The organism is Gaoshiqia sediminis, from assembly GCF_025907915.1.
In the GTDB taxonomy this organism is placed as follows: Bacteria; Bacteroidota; Bacteroidia; order Bacteroidales; family Prolixibacteraceae; genus Gaoshiqia; species Gaoshiqia sediminis.
Window position 1 is genome coordinate 1 of sequence record NZ_JAPAAF010000007.1, and the last position, 19,421, is coordinate 19,421.

Here is a 19,421-nt window from a genome sequence, read left to right on the forward strand (position 1 = left end):
AAGTAAAAATTGAAAAATGTGATGCCCTTCGCTGATTTTTGACTTGAAAACCCAAAATAAAAAAAGAGACTGAACTCTTTTGAGACAGCCTCTTACACGCCGGATAAAATCCGAACCCCCCTAAAACGGGAAAGCCAGGTACGGACACGACACGTCGTGACCAACATGCCATAGCCACGCGGAAAGCCCATATTAACTTATCCTGCACCTACCGGAAATGACTCAGGCAATGGAAGCTTTTGAGGCACATGTGCATTGAAGGGTAGAACTATATTTTAAAAGCGATTTCCTTGGAACCGGTTGGACTGATTATTCTTTCCACCAAAGTATTTCTTAATTTTATCGTCACTTGCACTCTTTACGATACGATGAAAAAAAGAAAAAACAGCTTTCCGCACTTGCAACTTCGGTCGTGGATTAACGGGCAGTCATGGTACGAGCCCCTGCATCGCGCGTTCTGGAGCAATCCCGATCGGCTGATGGCCGCAAAGGCGACGATGTCGATAGCTTTGCTGGCGGTGCCTTTTGTCCTGGCAGGACAATCCTTTTTCGCGGTCACCCTGGCACTGGGCGCGCTGACCGGCGCCCTTTCCGAAACCGACGATCATCCCAAGGGACGTATCAAATCGCTGGGGCTGAAAGTGGTCAGCTTTGGTATTTCGAGTCTTGCCGTGGAACTGCTTCGTCCCTGGCCGGTTCTGCTGGGACTCGGACTCGCTGTATCGACGATCTTTTTCTTGCTGATTGGCGGCTTGGGCGAACGCTACCGGGGAGTAACTTTTGGTGCCTTGCTGGTGGGCCTGTACACGATGTTGGGTACCGAAATTAGTTCTTCCTGGCATTGGCAGCCTGTTTTGCTCTCCGGAGGTGCTTTGTTTTACGGGCTCATTTCCCTGGCGTTGTTGTACTACCGTCCGTGGCGATTGCTGGAAGAACAACTGGCACGGGGCTTTCAGGCTTTATCGGCATACATGGAAGAAAAGGCGAACTTGTTCCCGAGCGATGAAAAACGACAGGGCGAAATCCGAAACCGGCTGGCCTTGTTGAATGTGGAACTGGTTGAAGCGCTCGACCGCTGCAAGGAAGTGCTGAACACTTACGGCGACGCCCTGAAAGATGAAACGCCCCTGAAACCCTACCTGCATCATTTTATGCTCCTCCAGGGCCTGCACGAACGTGCCGCATCGAGCCACGAGCGTTACGACCTGCTTAGCCGCGACCCGTTGAACCAGGCCTTGCTGGAAGGGATTGGACAACTGTTGCACCAGCTGGCGGGGGCTACCCACCTGTTTGCCGCAAGCCTGCTTTCCGGAAAGCCTTACCGGCATCCGGTTTCGCTCAACTGGTCGGTGAAGGCGTTGAACGACCAGCTGGAGAAGTACCAACCCGATGAAACCCATCCGTTGGTGCTGCTGGTCCGGAACCTCTCGCGCTCCAATACCGCGCTTCAGCAAGCAAACAATAGGCAACAGCAAAGTCCGACACCTCGCCTGGCCAAGGACAAACGCTCCCTGACGCAACGCTTCAAAGACCAGCTCAACCCGAACCATCCGCGCCTGCGCCACGCCATCCGCCTCAGCATTTGTTTTCTGATCGGTTTTACCATCTCCGAAGGACTTAATGTTTCCAAAGGCGAATGGATTATCCTGACCAGCTTGTTTGTGTGCCAGCCCAGCTACAGCGAAACCCGCCGCCGCCTGTTTCAGCGCATGTTGGGCACCCTCACCGGGGTGATTGCCGGGGTGCTCGTTGTTCAGCTGCTCCCTACCGTGCCTGGCCAGTTGTTGCTGATGCTCGCAGCAGCCTTTGCTTTTTTCGTGTGGCTGCGGCGCAATTACTCCGTTTCGGTGATCTTCATCACCATCTTTGTGCTGGCCGCCTTCAACCTGATTGCGGGGAAAGGAGTGGCCGTGATGCTGCCCCGTCTGCTGGATACCTTCATCGGGTCGGCGCTGGCTTTTATCACCGTACGTTTCATTTGGCCCGACTGGCAACACAAACGCATGCCCGGACTGCTGGCTGAGGCTTTGGATAAAAACGCCGCCTACTTTCGGGCCATCATTCGCGAATACCGGCAACCTGCTCCCGGCGACGATCTGAACTACCGCATTGCCCGCCGGGAAGCCCATCGCGCCGACAATGCTCTGGTGCTGGCCTGGCAGGATATGCAGGTGGAGCCCCGCAAACGACGGCAGTTTCGGGAGCAGGCTTTCACCCTCACTTACCTGAACCATGCCCTGCTGTCGTACCTTTCGGCTTTTGGCGCCCACCGCGAACAGGAAAGCGGGAAAAATGACGAAATACCGGAAATAGCCGGTCAACTACTCGAAATTTTGCAGGATTGCTCTCAATCCCGGCAGAAAGAAGGTACCCGACAATCTGTTGAGCGCATTCTATTGTTCATCGGTCAAAAAACGGCAACCCCCCAGGTGGGAGTTCTCCGCCAGCAACTCACCCTGCTGTATCATATTGCCGAAGTTTCGCTGAAAATAATCGAGCGGTCGGTATTGTTTCAGTCGGAGAAAAAGCAGCCCTGAATCCGCTTGCAGCCGTCCTGCATTCAATCCAACTCCATTTTCTCCGTTCTTTTAAGCGGAAAGTCTTATTTTTACAGGAACTGAAAACTTTAAAATTTTATTGATGAACTACATTGAAAAATACATCGAAGAAAACAAGGACCGTTTTCTGGAAGAATTGTTCGGGTTGATCCGGATTCCCTCTATCAGCTCGGTTTCGGCGCATAAGCCGGATATGTACAAGGCCGCTGAATACTGGAAAGAACTGCTGCTGAAAGCGGGTGCCGACAAAGCCGAAATTTTTGAGACCGATGGTAACCCGGTTACCTATGGCGAAAAGATGATCGACCCCGCGAAACCCACCGTCTTGGTGTACAGTCACATGGATGTGATGCCGGTGGAGCCGCTCGAACTGTGGAAATCGGCCCCCTTTGAGCCCGAAATCCGCGACGGCAAAATCTGGGCCCGCGGCGCCGACGACGACAAAGGACAAGGCATGATGCACGCCAAAGCGTTTGAGATGATGGTGAACACCCATACGCTTCCCTGTAACGTGAAATTCATGATTGAAGGCGAAGAGGAAATCGGTTCGCCCAATCTGGGCAAATGGTGCGAACAACACAAGGAAATGCTGAAAGCCGATGTGATTCTGGTATCCGACACCACCATGATCCGCCCCGACCTGCCCACCATCACTACCGGCCTGCGCGGACTGGCCTACTGGCAGGTGGAAGTGACCGGCCCCAACCGCGATCTGCACTCGGGTTTGTTTGGCGGCGCCGTGGCCAACCCGATCAATGTGCTATCGAAAATGATTGCCGGCATGATTGACGACAACGGGCGCATCACCATCCCCGGCTTTTACGACGATGTGTTGGAAGCATCAGCAGAGGAACGCGCCCTGCTGGCCGAAGCCCCCTTTGACCCGGAAACCTACAAAAAGGCCATCGACGTGGAAGAGCTGGCCGGTGAAGAAGGTTTCAGCACCACCGAACGTACAGGCATCCGCCCATCGTTCGATGTTTGCGGCATCTGGGGCGGCTACACGGGCGAAGGCGCCAAAACCGTGCTGCCTTCCAAGGCGTTTGCCAAAATCAGCACCCGGTTGGTGCCCAACCAAAATCACGAAAAGATTGCCGTTTTATTCAAAGAGCATTTCGAAAGTATCGCCCCAAAATCGGTGAAGGTGGAGGTGAAATCGCTGCACGGCGGACAGGCCTACGTTTGCCCCATCGACCTGCCAGCCTACCAGGCTGCCGAAAAAGCGTATGTGGATGTGTTCGGACGGCGGCCCGTACCCTTCCGCAGCGGAGGCTCCATCCCTATTATTTCCACCTTCGAGCAAATCCTGGGCATCAAATCCATCCTGATGGGCTTCGGTCTGGAATCGGACGCCATCCACTCACCCAACGAAAATTTCCCATTGGAGCAATTCTACAAAGGCATCCAAACCATCCCCTTGTTTTATAAGTATTTTGCGGAGATGAGTGAGGTGTAATTGAACCCCGGCTGGTCAGTACGGCAGCTGCCGGACTGACCAGCCGTTTGCAGCTCTCGACATATCCTGAAGGGCCGGGTTTAGAAGAGCGTCAGTGTCCGGTAGGACATGACGGTCAAGAAAGGAGCAGAGACAACGCATACCACTGTCCCCGCAATGCAATTTGCAATTATTATGGGCTGTAATTTCATATTTTCATATAATAGGAATTGGATATGCGCCTTGCTACTTTGCAGATAATTTAGGCTTCCTCGCCAGTCCACATTTCACTCAGCCTTCCCTGGCTGGGCTCAACGAGCACACGGCACTATTCCAATTCCTTTATTTTTTTGTTTGAAAATTTTATCTGTCCTTCCTTTGTCAATATTGTATGAAATATTTGAACAGATATTTTTTCGTTAATGACCTTTATGAATCCTTTCACAAGTTCTTTGGTTGTTATTATCCCGTATTTATGAATCTCTGCATCTTCGATGCGAAAGCTATCAAACTCCTGATTACTTTTCGCATTATTCCAAACAATCAAAGTCGTTTTTGTCTCAAGTCCTTTACGGTCATTCCTACCTTTGTATTTTAATCCTTGAAACATCTCATTTTCACTAATTCCAGTAGAATTTTTAACTTCAATGCCAATCATTTCTCCATTATATGTTGCATATCCGTCTAAGTCTCTTTTTTCTTTTGGCTTTTGAGTATTATATCCGATACTCATCAATAAGTCAAGAACATTATTTTCCAATTCAATATCATCAACGTCAGTAGATTGCATTGTGTCTATAAAAGAATACTTTGCTGTCAAAGAATTAAGTTTAGTCCTTTTCCTTTTAAGTTCTTTTTTTAGTTCACGATATTCTTGAACCGCAATTTTTATTTCATTTATACTTGACAGCGTATCCATTCTCTTTAGTTTTCATTATAGCCCATAACTCTGTTATCTGCACCCCAAAATTATCTTATATTTTAATCGGTGTCTTGCCTGTCGGGGCAAACTGTTGCTTCTTCAAAGCAAGACACGGGTCGCAGACCCGCGCCTGCCATGAATTTGTTTTGCTTATTCCGTTACCGGTTCGGCGGGTGTGTCGGCTTGTGCTGTACTTGCACGGCCGGCCCGGGCAGCCAGGGTGTCGTTGTAATACTTGATGCGTTGGTTCAGTTCGCGGATAAACGTTTCGGTTACGGCCGTCCCAATTTCGAGCGTAACCTGGGCATTTATTCGTTTCACGATGTTTTGGTAAACCGGGTCAATCTCCTCACGTACTTTCTTTACATCGGCGCTGTCCTTGTTGGCCAGTTCAATGTTGCGCGAATCGATCAGGGCCTGAAAATCGAGGTTCTGTTGTTTCAGCGCGGCCACCCAGCCGCTGATGCCCAGAGTGCTGCAATGCGCTGCATTTTGTGGTTTTTCCAGGTCTTCAACCAAGTTGGTAATCGCGGCGCTTTCTTCGTTGTACGAAAGATTCCGTACGTTTCCATACAAATCGAGCACACGTTTTACCGCCTTGGCGCTTTCTGTTTCGGCCTCAATGGGGCTGAGCAACGACGATTTCATCCGTTCGTTCAATGCGCTCCAGGTACGGTCGCGCGTGACATCCATCGCGGTGATTTGTTCGGTTGTTGCACTTCCCTGGTCAATCAGCAGGGTGGCGTTTAACCGGGCAAGTGCGGCCGTGAAAACGGGATAAACACTGTCGAGTTGCAAAGCAGCCGGCGTAGCTTTGTTAATGGCATTGGCCACGTCGCTCATAAACTGGTAATGTTCGTTGTTGCGCATTCGCGCCAGGTAGGTTGTTTGAATAAAATCCATCGTTTGTTTTGTTTAAAAATTAATCTTGTTGTTTGTGAAGCTATTTCGCTATTGGGTGTTGAAATAAGCTTGCGGTTATTTTACGCGATTAAATTTACGGAAACCTGCAACCCATGTCAAGACTTTAAAAACTGTTGCTGAATATAAGTTGAATTTGATCTGGTAGGATGCCCGTGTTGGGCCCCGATGTTTTGCCGTTGCCCCGGGCGACTCGCCTGTTGTTTTTCGAAAGCTTGCCATGGGAGCGCGGCATACCATTGTTGGGTTTCGAAACCCTGCCACCGATGCGCGGCAAGGTCTTGTTGTAAGGAGAGATCATGCCTTTGATGCGCGGCGGGCCCGTGTTGCGTTTCGACCCCATGCCACAGCTCCGGGGGAAGCCGTTGTTGCGTTGCGAAACCTCGCCGCGCGTCAGCGGTAAGGCCTAGTTGTGTTGCGGAACCCTGCCGCGCGTCAGGCTGGTCAGGATTTACCAATCCAATCCAGCCGCCGCCCGCCCGATTTAGAAACATTCCCGAAGGGTAGGGAAACCGGTAGTAAAAATGGATGAATTGAATGAGGTGCAAGACACCGGTAACCTACGTTGATTTTTTTTGACGTTTCCTATTTCGGTGCGCTGCACCTTTGTTTGCGCTACATCCGCAGCTACAAATATCCCGCAGTAGCTACAAATATTTCGCAGCGCTGCTGCTCATAATTGTCGGGTTATATCGGGTAAAACACAAAAAGCAAGGCGCATCGCACCCGTGATATTCGTAGATTTTTAGGACATGAATGTAGGTGCATCGCCCCGGTAATATTTGTAGCTTTATAGGCATAACATAGAGGAAAGGTGCAGCGCACCGATACATTTGTAGAAATACAGAACCCACGTAAAAATGAGGTGCAGCGCACCGTTACATTTGTAGTTTGTAAATTTGGAGTAGGGTAGGTGCAGCGCACCGGGATATTTGTAGATTTATGGGCATAGCATAGGGGAAAGGTGCAGCGCTCCGATAACATTTGTAGACACCGATAACATTTTAAACAATCATAGAATGGCCAATACCTATTCACAAGCCTATTTTCACCTGGTGTTTTCGCCCAAAAACCGTGATGCCCTGATTGGCAAAACCTGGGCCGCTGGACTGGAAAAATACATTACCGGGATTATACAAAACAACAATCATAAATTGCTGGCAATTGGCTCCATGCCCGACCATATTCATATTTTTATAGGCTATCACTTAAACCAACTCATCCCTGATTTAGTGGAAAACATTAAAACATCGAGTAACGCATGGATCAAACAAAACAACTTATCGCGATCTAAATTTGAATGGCAAAAAGGGTACGGGGCATTTACGCATTCAAATTCACAAATAGATACGGTTGTAAAATATGTGTTGAGCCAGGAAAAACACCACCAAAAGAAATCGTTCAGGGAGGAATATTTAGAAATACTGCATAAAAACGATATACCATATAACGACAACTACTTGTTTGATTTTTTCGATGATTAGTGGTTTCGGTGCGCTGCACCTTTTGTTACAATGGTGAATTTTATCTATAAATATCCCGCAGCGCTGCTGCTAATTACTTCCGTAGCTGGTCAGGATTTGCATCCGATCCAGCCGCCGCCCGGTTTGGGAACATTCCGAAGAGTAGGACAACATTGAAAATCCCCGATCGCGCAAAGCAACCGGGGACTCCTGTGTTATTATAAACTTCAGTTTTCCGTTAATAATACAAAAAACGTTTGATCTTTTGTGTGGGTGTTTTTTCGAAGGGTTCCGGTTGCAGAACAACGACCTGGATCCGCGAGAATTTGTTTACTTCTTCATTCACCCGCTGTTGGATTTCATTCAGGATTTCATCCACTTGGCTGTTGATTTTCTGAACAGCTTCATCGTGCATCTCGCGGATGTGTTTCATGCGCTGCTCAATCTCCTCCATGTTCAGGTGTACCATCGCTACCAATCGCCCTTTTTGCTGTACCACCAGCGATTCGAGCACATATTCCATGCGGTTGATGAGCGATTCGATTTCTTCGGGGTAGATATTTTCGCCGCTGGCACCCACAATCATATTTTTGATGCGGCCCTTGATGTACAAAAAGCCGGATTTGTCGAACTTGCCCAGGTCGCCGGTGCGGAACCAGCCATCTTCGGTAAAAACATCGGTAGTGAGGACAGGCTCCTTGTAGTAGCCTTTCATCACATTTTCGCCGCGTGCCTGTACCTCGCCTTCGCCGGTTACTGGGTCGGCGTTGGTAATGCGCAATTCCACGCCCTGCAACGGAACACCGGTAGAAAGGTAGCGCACATTTTTACCCACCGCGCCGGCCAGCAGGGGAGAGGTTTCGGTAAGACCGTAACCAATAGCGAGCGGGAATTTGGCATCCATCAGGAAACGCTCCACCTGGTCGTCGAGCTTGGCGCCGCCGATACCGAAAAATTTCAGTTCGCCGCCAAATGTCTGATACAGCTTTTTGCCTGCGATGCGGCTCAGTATTTTTTGGAAAGGCCTTATTTTAAATAAACTGCGTGTAATGGCCTTACTGTTGATCTGCGGCAGGATTTTGCCTTTATATACCTTCTCGATGATGAGCGGCACCACCAGCATGATGGTTGGCTTCACCTGCTGTAAAGCTGGCAACAACACCGGGGCGGTTGGCGCTTTGCGCAGGTAATGCACCGAGCTACCATGCATGATCGGAAAGATCAGTCCCAGCGTATTTTCGAAGGTGTGCGAAAGCGGCAGTACCGATAAAAACCGGTCGGTTGGATCGATAAATTGAAAGGTGAGGCTTTGTTGGGCTGTCCACACAACGTTTTTATGGGTGAGCATAACGCCTTTTGATTTGCCGGTTGTGCCCGACGTGTAAATAATCGACAGCAAATCGTCTTCTTCCACATTTTCGTATTCGAAGGCCACCGAACGTTCATTTGTTGAGAAGGACGGGTAATCTTCGCTGTTCATTTCCCGGAAGTTTTCGATCCGGATGATTTTCATCAACGGGTATTCTTCGGGCTCCAACTTGCTCATCAGACTATCCGAAACAAACACTGCTTCCACTTCGGCATGTTGCAGGATGTTGCGTATTTCGTTAGTATGGAAGTCGGGCAAAATGGGAACGGCCACGGCTCCCACCGATGCAATCGCGAAAAAGGCAACCCCCCAATTGGGCATATTCGTACTCAAAATGGCCACTTTGGTGCCACGCTGAATGCCCATCATCCGCAGTTGATTTCCTAATTGCTCAACGTCCGACTTCAGTTCGCCGTAGGTTTTGGCTTTCTCGCCTGCAAAAACCAGCGAGTTATTGTTTTTGAATCGTTCAAAACTCGCCAGCAACATCACCGGCAAGGTTAATTTTCTTGTTCCACCCATATTCTCAAGCTCCTAACTTCCTTTAAAACAAAGGAAAAGCATAATTGATCAGCAAAAATAATTAAATCTGTGACACACGGATGTTTTTTTAACATGTTTTAGCAGTCAGAAGAATTGTGTAGCTTTAATGCAAGCATGAAAAAGCTATTTTACATACAGGAAACAGCCATGTATGTCCGGCTGAAATTTGAGAAAGAAAGCAGCGGGCACGATTGGTGGCACATTCACCGGGTTTGGCAACTGGCGGTAAAAATTGCCAAAAAGGAAAAGGCCAATCTTTTTTTGGTGGAAATGGCTGCCTTGCTTCACGATATGGACGACTGGAAGCTGGGGCCAAACGGGCAAGATGAGCCGCGTGCGGTCTGTTGGATGAAAAAGCTGGGCCTGCCCGAAAAGGAGATTGAGCAGATTTGGCAAATCATCAGCGAAGTGTCGTTTAAAGGGGCCGGAGTTGACACCACGCCCACCACCCTGGAGGCCGGGGTGGTTCAGGATGCCGACCGCCTGGATGCCATTGGGGCTATCGGCATTGCCCGGACTTTCACTTACGGTGGCTATAATAACCGGTTGATTTACGATCCGGGCATCGATCCCGAATCACACCGGAGTTTCGCGGCTTATCAAAAAACGTCGGCGCCAACCATCAATCATTTCTACGAAAAATTACTTTTACTGAAAGACCGGATGAACACGGAAACCGGCAGAAAGATGGCCGATGCCAGACATGCATTTATGGAGCAGTACCTGGCGCAGTTTTTTCATGAATGGAATTTGAATTGAAGGGTACACACTAATAGTAGCGGAGTATGAAGATTTCACATGTTGCAATTTGGACCAATGATTTGGAGGGGATGCGCAATTTTTACATCCATTATTTTGATGCCAGTTCTAATGATGGTTATTATAACCATACCAAAGATTTTAAATCGTACTTCATTACCTTCGACGGGGATTGCTCTCTCGAACTGATGCACATGCCCGGCATCCCGCAGTCGAAGAACGATCCCAGGAAACAATTCACCGGGCTGATTCATTTTGCCATAAACGTAGGATCGAAGCAACGGGTGGATGAGTTGACCGAAGAGCTTCGCCGCGACGGGTTCAAAATAGTAAGCGAGCCACGCACTACCGGCGATGGCTTTTACGAATCAGTGATCCTCGATCCGGAAGGCAACCGGGTTGAATTGATGGCAAAACCCGATAATCACTAAGTCTTTTTACCGAGGTATTACCGCTCTTCCCACGGCTTTTCTTTGGCCGCATATTCCAGCTGTTCGTACCAGTTTTTGCCGTATTTGCGGATTAGCGGCTCTTTCAGGAATTGGTACAGCGGTAGTTTTTGTGCCCGGCCGCATTCCCGGCCCGGCTTGCAGATGTCCAGTTTTTGGTAGTTCACCGCGTCAAAGCGCTTGTATTCGGTAATTCGGATTGGAAATAAGTGACAGGAAACCGGTTTGCGAAAATCCACTTTCCCGTCGAGAAAAGCTTTTTCGATGGCGCATTTGGTGATGCCCTGCTCGTCTTTAAACGTGAACACACATTCGCGGTTGTTTACCAGCGGGGTAACCAAGTCGCCATCGCTGTCAACCATCGAGGTCCCCTGCAATTCAACCATCGTTTTGCCTTCCCGGGTCATGTAAGGCTCCACAATCGGATAAATCTTTTCAATTGTCAGCGCCTCCTCTTGGGTCAACGGGGCGCCCGAGTCGCCTTCTACACAACAAGCGCCTTTGCACTTCATCAGGTCGCACAGAAAATGCTCTTCCAGTACATCAAAACTCACAATGGCTTTACCAATTTCCAGCATAGGTTTTCAGTATAAAAAAGGCTGTCCCGGACACATATTTTGGGGACAGCCTTATCAATATTATTGACAAATTATCTTTCAATCAAAATCTTACCGGTCATTTCTGCCGGGATCTCCAGTCCCATTTCCGAAAGCAGGGTCGGAGCCACATCGGCCAGGATACCATTGCTGATTTTGAGGTTTTTATCGTTGCTCACATAAATGCACGGTACCGGGTTCAGCGAGTGGGCCGTGTTGGCCGATCCATCCGGGTTCACCGCATTGTCGGCATTTCCGTGGTCGGCAATAATCAGCACATTGTAGTTGTTGGCGCGGGCGGCTTCCACTACTTCTTTCACGCACTGATCAACAGCCTCAATGGCTTTATAAATGGCTTCGTAAACGCCGGTATGCCCAACCATGTCGCCATTGGCAAAGTTCAGGCAAACAAAGTCAACTTCTCCTTTTTTCAGCTCGGGAATGATGGCGTCCTTAATTTTTGGGGCCGACATTTCGGGCTGGAAGTCGTATGTCGGGACTTTTGGTGAAGGGATCAGGATGCGTTTTTCGCCTTCAAACTCGGCTTCGCGACCACCGCTGAAAAAGAAGGTTACGTGCGCGTATTTTTCTGTTTCGGCAATCCGGATTTGTTTCAGTCCGGCTTTCGACACCACTTCTCCCATCGTGTTGGTGGGGTTTTCTTTGTCGAAAATGACGTTTACGTTTTTGAAGTCGGCTTTGTAGTTGGTCATGGTGTACCACTGCAGGTCCATGGTTTTCATGCCAAACTCCGGCAGGTCTTCCTGGGTGAAGGCAATGGTGGTTTGGCGCAGTCGGTCGGTGCGGAAGTTGAAGCAGATCACCACGTCGCCTTCTTCAATCAGGCCAACCGGGCTGCCGTCCTCTTTCACCATCACAATGGGCTTGATGAACTCGTCGGTCACCCCGGCCTCATATGATGCCTGGATAGAAGCCAGCAAATCAGTGGATTTGGTGCCTTCACCTTTAGTGTACAGATCGTAGGCCAGTTTTAAACGGTCGTAGTTTTTGTCGCGGTCCATGCCGTAATAGCGGCCAATAACGGAGGCAAATTTTGCGTTTGTTCCTTGCAACGCTTCCAGGTCGGTTTTCAGGAAACCGTATCCCGAGCGGGGGTCGGTGTCGCGACCGTCGGTCAGGCCGTGAATGAACACATCGCTCAGCCCCAAGTCGGTGGCCATTTGGCACAAAGCAACCATTTGTGTGCTCAGTGCATGCACCCCGCCGGGGCCAATCAAACCAATCAGGTGTACTTTTTTATGGTTGTCCTTGGCGTAGTTGTAGGCTTTCAGCAACTGCGGGTTTTGCCACAGCGATTTGTCGCGGATCGCTTTGGTGATTTTCACCATGTCTTGGTATAAAACGCGACCGGCGCCAATATTCAGGTGCCCAACTTCCGAGTTGCCCATTTGTCCGTCGGGCAAACCAACGTTTTCGCCAGAAGTAAGCAGTTGTGAATTAGGATATTCTTTCAGCAGCGAATCCATAAATGGTGTTGGTGCCGATGCAATCACGTCGCGTTCCGAACCGTCGCCGATTCCCCATCCGTCAAGGATCATCAAAAGTGTTTTCTGTACAGCCATAATGTATGTCGTTTTTAAGTCATTAACTTTTTGCCGCACAAAATTATCCTTTTTTTAGAAGGATTAAAAATAAGGAATGCCGGAATGTTCAGATTTAATGTTTCGTTGATACGTTATACGGTCTTAAAAAGTATTTTGTACTTTTGAAAGAAACAAACCGATGCTAATGAAACGACAAAACCTAATCCCGATCCTCTTGGCGGGCCTGTTTTTCAGTTGTGCGCAACCCAAAACGGACGAATCCGCAACCACTGCCGACTACCGGATTAAAGGTGTACCTTTTAATGAAGTACACCTGAGCGACCAGTTCTGGTCATCCAAAATCGAAACCAACCGGACAGCCACCATTCCGGCCTCTTTTGCCAAATGTGAAGAGATGGGCCGCATGGATAATTTCCTGATTGCGGGTGGCATGATGGAGGGTACCACCAAAGGCGAAATGCCCTTTGACGATACCGATGTGTATAAAATTATCGAAGGGGCGGCCTACTCGCTGACCACTACACCCGACCCTGTGCTGGATGCGTATGTGGATTCAGTGATCGCCCTGATTGCTATTGGTCAGGAGGAGGATGGCTACCTGACCACCTGGAAAACCATCGACCCGACCCAGTCGCCTGCCTCGTGGTGCCCGCCCGGCGATCGATGGGAAGGACTGGCCTCGAGCCACGAACTTTATAACAGCGGGCACTTGTTTGAGGCTGCCGCCGCCCATTACCATGCCACCGGAAAAACAAACCTCCTGGATATTGCTACTAAAAATGCTGACTTGCTGGTGAGCGTCTTTGGAAAGGAAGATAACAACCAGGTTCCCGGGCACCAAATTGTAGAAACCGGATTGATCAAATTGTACCTCATCACCAGGAAACAAGCATACCTGGACTTGGCCCGCCATTTTCTCGACATTCGGGGCGAAAGCACCAAACGCGAATTGTGGGGGCCGTACAATCAGGACCACCTGCCTGTGACCCAACAGGAAGAGGCTGTGGGACACGCTGTGCGCGCAGCCTACATGTATGCCGGAATGACCGACATTGCCGCCTTGTACAATGATTCCGCCTATAAAAATGCTGTTGACAAGATTTGGGAAAATGTGGTGTTTAAAAAGTTGTACCTCACTGGAGGAATTGGTTCCCGACACGACGGCGAAGCGTTTGGCGAAAATTATGAACTGCCCAATCTGACGGCCTACAACGAGACCTGTGCCGCCATCGCTAACGTGTATTGGAACTATCGCATGTTTCTGTTGCACGGTGATTCGAAATACATAGATGTGCTGGAACGCAGCCTGTACAATGGGGTAATTTCGGGTGTTGCCCTCGATGGAACAAGCTTTTTCTATCCTAACCCGCTGGAGTGCGACATGCACTACCACTTCAACAGTGGCGGCAGCCTCACCCGCGAACCTTGGTTCGACTGCTCATGCTGCCCCAGCAACCTATGCCGTTTCATGCCTTCGGTGCCAGGCTATATCTATGCCCAAACCGACGAAAAGGTGTATGTGAACCTGTTCATCCAAAGTGCGACCAACCTGAAGGTAACCGGTACTTCGGTGGCGCTGGCCCAGCAAACTGCCTACCCTTGGAACGGGGATGTGAAGATTGATGTTTCGCCTGAAAGAGAAGCTGCCTTTGCGCTCCACCTGCGCATCCCCGGATGGGCACAAAACCAACCGGTACCCGGCAATTTGTACCGCTATGAAGGAGAAACAAGTTCACCGGTAACGATAAAAGTGAATGGCGAAGCGGTGGATGTGGTAAACGAAAACGGTTATGCTGTGCTGAACCGCAGCTGGAAGAAGGGAGATGTAGTGGAATACTCCCTTCCAATGGAAATCCGCAAGGTGAAAGCCAACGAATTGGTTGAGGAAAACCGGGGGAAAGTGGCCATCGAGCGCGGCCCGGTTGTCTATTGCGTGGAAGGCGCCGACAACGCCGATGTGGACCAGTTAAGTATTTCCTCCGAAACCAGCTTTGCCGCCAGTTACAGACCTGAGCTGTTGAGTGGGGTTGAAGTTATTTCCGCATCTAATTCCTCTGGCGATGCTTTTACGGCGATTCCCTACTACGTTTGGAACAACCGCGGCGCCAACAAAATGAAGGTTTGGCTGCCTGAAAAATAATCGAAAACGATCGATCTGTAAAATGATCGCAACAGGCTGCTTGCACGCTAATTGTAAAACTGCCTGGTTGAGTGAGGGTTTGACTTAGGTCAGGCCCTCACTTGTTTGCAGACAAACAACAAAGGAAGGATGGTTCTTTCAACTTTTTTCTTCGGATCGGAAAACGGCAATCGTATGACTGAAATTAGTTTTCGTATTTAATCAAATTCATGAGCAAAAAAAAAGGCATCCTGATGAACTTATGTCCCGGTTTTTTGTAGTAATAAGAGATTTTCAAATCTATATTTGTTTAACGATCAAATGGAGAACATCAAACAAAATCAGGGCGTTGAAAAATCATCTTCTTTTTTGATGAACCAAGCTGACTATCAATTGGTCATCGATGATTTTCGCCATCGGGTGGCAGCTGTTTGCTCACACGGCCCGGCCAAAGCGGTGGAGAAGCACCGCGAGCGGGGCAAGTTGCTGGCACGCGAGCGGATTGATCTGTTGGTGGATTCTAAAACAACATTTGTCGAGTTGTCGTCGTTTGCTGCTTACGGGCAGTATGACGATGCGTTTCCATCGGCCGGGATTATCACCGGCATTGGCGTTGTTGCGGGACGTGAGTGTATGATTGTGGCCAACGATGCTACCGTGAAAGGCGGCACTTACATTCGCGAAACTATCAAAAAGCATGTGCGGGCGCAGGAAATTGCCTTTAAAAGTAAGTTACCCTGCATCTATCTGGTGGACTCGGGCGGCATCTTTTTGCCTGAACAGGCCAACGTGTTTCCCGACCGTTTCGATTTTGGCAGAGTGTTTTTCAATCAGGCCAGACTATCGGCTGAAGGCATTGCACAGATTGCAGTGGTGATGGGCTCCTGCACGGCCGGTGGCGCTTATGTGCCGGCCATGTGCGACGAAACCATCATCGTTCGTAACCAGGGAACCATCTTTATTGGGGGTCCGCCCTTGGTGAAGGCAGCAACCGGCGAGGAAGTAACGGCTGAAGAGCTGGGCGGAGGCAATGTGCATACCCAAATTTCGGGCGTGGCCGACCACCTGGCAGATGATGACGAACACGCACTTGCGATTTGCCGTAAGTTGGTGGCCGGATTACCAAAACCCATGAAGCAGGCTATCGACCTGAAAGATCCGGTTGACCCGCTTTATTCGGCTGAGGACCTGTACGGATATCTTTCCACCGACCTGAAAAAGCCCGTCAATGTGAAGGCGGTGATCGAACACCTCGTGGATGGCAGCGATTTTCAGGAGTTCAAAGCCGGTTACGGCAAAACACTGATCACGGGGTTTGCCCGTATCAAAGGAATTCCGGTGGGGATCCTCGGCAACCAGAGTTTTCTGACAGCAGAAAGCGCGCGGAAAGGGGCGCATTTCATCCAGCTGTGCAACCAGCGGCAGGTTCCGTTGTTATTTCTACAAAGTATTACCGGCTTTATTGTTGGTAAAAAATACGAGCACGAAGGCATTGCACGCGATGGCGCTAAACTGATCAATGCGGTAGCCAATTCAACCGTCCCGAAAATTACAGTGGTGATTGGTGGCTCCTTTGGCGCCGGAAACTACGCGATGTCCGGACGTGCCTATGATCCTGATTTTCTGTTTATGTGGCCACATGCCCGCATTGCGGTGATGGGCGGGGAACAGGCCACCGGTGTGCTCCAAAACATTGGAGGCAGCAGCGAAAACAACAGCTTAATCGAGCAGTTTGAGCGCGAAAGCACGGCCTACTTTAGCTCGTCCCGATTGTGGGACGATGGCATCCTTGACCCTGCCGATACGCGCGATATCCTGGGGCTGGCCTTTTGGGTCACCCTCAACCAATCCGTTAACCAAGCCCGCTACGGCATTTTCAGAATGTAATGCATGGAAAAATTTAAATACATCAAACTCGAGAAATCAGGCGTACAGGCAACCATCTTGCTGGACCGCCCGAAACAGCACAATGCGCTTAATCCCGAAATGATTGAAGAACTGCATACCGTGTTGGATCATCTGGCCGAAGACGAAATGGTGCATTTTGTGGTGCTGGCCGGTGAGGGGGAATCGTTTTGTGCGGGCGCCGACATCAATTGGTTTGCCGGGGCTGTTGATCGCGGTAAGGCCGAAAACTGGCAGGAGTTTCTGCGCATGGCCGAACTGATGAAAAAGCTGGCAACCTTCCCTAAAATAACTATTGCTGCAGCCCATCGCAACGTGCTGGGCGGGGCTAATGGTTTACTGGCCGCCTGCGACTTTTCCTTGGCCGAAAAATCAACCGGATTTGCTTTTGGCGAAGTCAAACTTGGGATTATCCCGGCCACCATTTTGCCGTTTGTGGCCAGGCGGTTGTCCACTCAACACCTGAAAAAGCTGATGTTCTCGGGCGAACGTTTTGGGGCGGTGGAAGCCCACGCCATTGGGCTGGTCGATTTTCTCGCGGAAGATGGAAAGCGGATGGAAGTAGTGGACAAGCTGATCGGTGAGTTAAAGGCCGTTTCGCCCAATGCGCTGAAAGCTTGCAAACAGTTGATCCTGAAAGTTGAAACGGGTGAAGTTGGCCTTGACAGCAGCGAATATACGGCCGCGGTACTGGCCGAACTGGTGCACTCGGACGAAGGGCAGGAGGGACTGCGCGCCTTCCTGGAAAAGCGCAAGCCCGACTGGAAGGGAGCATCGTTACTGACCGGCTTGCACAAACAATAAAAGAAACGCACTCAAGCTTTGAGAAAGACATTCCATAAAATACTGATTGCCAACCGGGGCGAAATTGCGGTCCGGATTATTCGCACGGCCCACCGGCTGGGCATTAAAACTGTGGCTGTTTACGCCGCAGATGATGCGCAGTCGCTGCATGTGCAACTGGCCGGTGAAGCATTTCTGTTGCCCGGTTCCGTATTGGCTGAAACTTATCTCAATCAGGAAAAACTGATTGAACTGGCCGTTCAATGCGGAGCTGAGGCCATTCATCCCGGCTACGGATTTTTGTCGGAGAATGCGGCCTTTGCTCACCGGGTGGAAGAAGCAGGCCTGGCGTTTATCGGGGCCACTCCCGCCCAAATTCGCCTGATGGGTGAAAAAACGCAGGCTATTAATTTCGTCAAAAACATGGGCGTTCCGGTTATTCCGGGTGCGCATGGGGCCGTGAACGATATTATCAGGGAGCTGGTTTCGTTGCCGTTCCCCTTGTTGGTGAAAGCATCGGCTGGCGGCGGCGGGAAGGGCATGCAGATCATCGAAAAGGCTGACGATTTGCCACTCGCTTTGCAGAGAGCACAACGACAAGCGAGCAAGTATTTTGGCAACAGTGAACTATTTGTCGAGAAGTATCTGCCACACGCCCGCCACATCGAAGTACAGCTGGTGGGCGATGGAATGGGAGATGCTGTGCATTTGTTTGAACGCGAGTGCAGCATCCAGCGCCGTTACCAGAAACTGATAGAGGAAGCGCCCGCTGCATCCGTTTCTGCTGGATTGAAAAGACAGCTTTATGAGTACGCGTTGCGTATTGCCAAAGCAGTCAATTACCGGGGGGCGGGCACCATCGAGTTTCTGGTGGATGAACACGAAAACTGTTATTTCCTGGAAATGAATACGCGCTTGCAGGTAGAGCATCCGGTTACAGAAGCAATTACCGGGCTGGATCTGGTGGAATGGCAGCTGGAAATTGCTGCCGGGAATGGCCTGCCATTGTTGCAGGAGCAAATTACCCAAACCGGGCATGCCCTCGAAGTTCGTATTTGCGCCGAAGACCCGGAGCATCATTTTGTGCCATCGTCGGGGAATGTATTGGCGCTCCAGGTACCGGAACAGGTTCGCTGGGACAGCTTTTTGGTTGACAAGATGGCCATCTCACCGGCCTACGATTCTCTGCTTGGAAAGCTGATTGTTCATGCCCCTTCGCGTGCGGAGGCGCTGGCTGCTATGGAAAATTCCCTGTCGTTGCTGTTGATTGGCGGCATAAAAACCAACCAGTCGTTTCTTTGGTCAGTGGTTAGGTCGGAAGCTTTCCGGAACAATTCGATTCATACCCGTTTCCTGGAGGACCAACTTCTTTCGATTTTAAATGAAATGGAAGACCACAAAAAGCTGGTCCCGGTTGACGTTTTGCTCGGCGCGTATGTCTTGCACCATTTTTACAGACCTGACCTCCATGCAGATCGTTGGGGGCACGCCGGGTATTGGCGGATACTTCCTTCTTTTTGCATTGAAAATGACGATAAAATATATAAACTGACTTTTCAGAAAAGAAACAATTGTTATTTGTTGAAGTTCGAAAATGAACCCGTTGTCTTGTCTGATGTTCTTTTCAGTAATAACCAACTTGCATGGAAGCGAAACGGGGAGGCACAGCTTGTTTTTGTTGTAGATGCCCCGGGAGCCACGCTGGTGCAGTGCGGAACCTGCCAGTTTGAACTGAAAAGCAGGCATGTTCCGGATCAAATTAAACTGAAAAGGCAAACAGGTGACAAAAACGGTGAAGCACAATCGCAGATTTTTGCCGATTTGTTCGGAAAGGTGATCGACGTGTTGGTGGTGCCGGGCGACCGGTTGACTAAAGGGCAAAATTTACTGGTGATTGAATCGATGAAAACCGAATTTACCATACAAAGCCCGGTTGATGCTGTGGTGAAAACCGTTCATGTATCAAAAGGCAATATTGTTCAGGACAAGGAGATATTGGTCGATCTGGAATCTTAAAGAAAAGACAAAACCTAT

14 protein-coding genes are annotated in these 19,421 nt (G+C 49.8%); 9 read left to right on the forward strand and 5 right to left on the reverse strand.

Annotated features, from left to right (window positions below):
• The first annotated feature begins 368 nt into the window (after positions 1-368).
• Complete coding sequence (yccS, locus tag N2K84_RS06895; RefSeq protein WP_282591056.1) at positions 369-2,537, forward strand: YccS family putative transporter; 2,169 nt, start codon at positions 369-371, stop codon at positions 2,535-2,537.
• A gap of 103 nt (positions 2,538-2,640) precedes the next feature.
• Positions 2,641-4,014 (forward strand): dipeptidase, encoded by a 1,374-nt coding sequence (locus tag N2K84_RS06900; RefSeq protein WP_282591057.1) that lies wholly within the window; start codon positions 2,641-2,643, stop codon positions 4,012-4,014.
• Between the two features lie 307 nt (positions 4,015-4,321).
• Here N2K84_RS06900 and N2K84_RS06905 read toward each other — a convergent pair whose 3' ends face one another.
• Both N2K84_RS06905 and N2K84_RS06910 read right to left on the reverse strand, forming a co-directional pair.
• The gene (locus N2K84_RS06905; protein WP_282591058.1) at positions 4,322-4,912 is read right to left on the reverse strand and encodes a hypothetical protein; all 591 of its coding nucleotides are present in this window, start codon (positions 4,910-4,912) and stop codon (positions 4,322-4,324) included.
• Between the two features lie 153 nt (positions 4,913-5,065).
• On the reverse strand, positions 5,066-5,818 hold the full coding sequence (locus N2K84_RS06910) for a DUF6261 family protein (RefSeq protein WP_282591059.1): 753 nt from the start codon (positions 5,816-5,818) through the stop codon (positions 5,066-5,068).
• Positions 5,819-6,855: 1,037 nt separating this feature from the next.
• Between N2K84_RS06910 and tnpA the strand changes: the two genes are divergently transcribed.
• Positions 6,856-7,320, forward strand: coding sequence for an IS200/IS605 family transposase (gene tnpA / locus N2K84_RS06915; protein ID WP_282591060.1), 465 nt, complete (start codon positions 6,856-6,858; stop codon positions 7,318-7,320).
• Positions 7,321-7,537: 217 nt separating this feature from the next.
• Here the strand turns inward: tnpA and N2K84_RS06920 are convergent, their stop codons facing one another.
• Positions 7,538-9,190: an AMP-binding protein gene (locus N2K84_RS06920; RefSeq protein ID WP_282591061.1), complete on the reverse strand. Its 1,653-nt coding sequence runs from the start codon at positions 9,188-9,190 to the stop codon at positions 7,538-7,540.
• A 135-nt stretch (positions 9,191-9,325) separates the two neighbouring features.
• Between N2K84_RS06920 and N2K84_RS06925 the strand changes: the two genes are divergently transcribed.
• Positions 9,326-9,970: an HD domain-containing protein gene (locus N2K84_RS06925; RefSeq protein WP_282591062.1), complete on the forward strand. Its 645-nt coding sequence runs from the start codon at positions 9,326-9,328 to the stop codon at positions 9,968-9,970.
• A 26-nt stretch (positions 9,971-9,996) separates the two neighbouring features.
• Positions 9,997-10,401: a VOC family protein gene (locus N2K84_RS06930; RefSeq protein ID WP_282591063.1), complete on the forward strand. Its 405-nt coding sequence runs from the start codon at positions 9,997-9,999 to the stop codon at positions 10,399-10,401.
• A 17-nt stretch (positions 10,402-10,418) separates the two neighbouring features.
• Here the strand turns inward: N2K84_RS06930 and N2K84_RS06935 are convergent, their stop codons facing one another.
• Both N2K84_RS06935 and gpmI read right to left on the reverse strand, forming a co-directional pair.
• Positions 10,419-10,997: a DUF3109 family protein gene (locus N2K84_RS06935; protein ID WP_282591064.1), complete on the reverse strand. Its 579-nt coding sequence runs from the start codon at positions 10,995-10,997 to the stop codon at positions 10,419-10,421.
• 71 nt (positions 10,998-11,068) lie between these two features.
• A complete protein-coding gene (gpmI, locus tag N2K84_RS06940) occupies positions 11,069-12,598 on the reverse strand; it encodes a 2,3-bisphosphoglycerate-independent phosphoglycerate mutase (RefSeq protein ID WP_282591065.1) in 1,530 nt (509 codons plus the stop codon).
• Between the two features lie 166 nt (positions 12,599-12,764).
• Here gpmI and N2K84_RS06945 point away from each other — a divergent pair, with 166 nt between their 5' ends.
• The 4 genes from N2K84_RS06945 to N2K84_RS06960 all read left to right on the forward strand — a co-directional run bounded on the left by N2K84_RS06945 (position 12,765) and on the right by N2K84_RS06960 (position 19,403).
• The gene (locus tag N2K84_RS06945; RefSeq protein ID WP_282591066.1) at positions 12,765-14,720 is read left to right on the forward strand and encodes a glycoside hydrolase family 127 protein; all 1,956 of its coding nucleotides are present in this window, start codon (positions 12,765-12,767) and stop codon (positions 14,718-14,720) included.
• Positions 14,721-15,020: 300 nt separating this feature from the next.
• Positions 15,021-16,586, forward strand: a complete 1,566-nt coding sequence (locus N2K84_RS06950; protein WP_282591067.1) for a carboxyl transferase domain-containing protein — start codon at positions 15,021-15,023, stop codon at positions 16,584-16,586.
• A 3-nt stretch (positions 16,587-16,589) separates the two neighbouring features.
• On the forward strand, positions 16,590-17,408 hold the full coding sequence (locus tag N2K84_RS06955; protein ID WP_282591068.1) for an enoyl-CoA hydratase-related protein: 819 nt from the start codon (positions 16,590-16,592) through the stop codon (positions 17,406-17,408).
• A gap of 18 nt (positions 17,409-17,426) precedes the next feature.
• The gene (locus tag N2K84_RS06960) at positions 17,427-19,403 is read left to right on the forward strand and encodes an acetyl/propionyl/methylcrotonyl-CoA carboxylase subunit alpha (RefSeq protein WP_282591069.1); all 1,977 of its coding nucleotides are present in this window, start codon (positions 17,427-17,429) and stop codon (positions 19,401-19,403) included.
• Positions 19,404-19,421 lie beyond the last annotated feature (18 nt).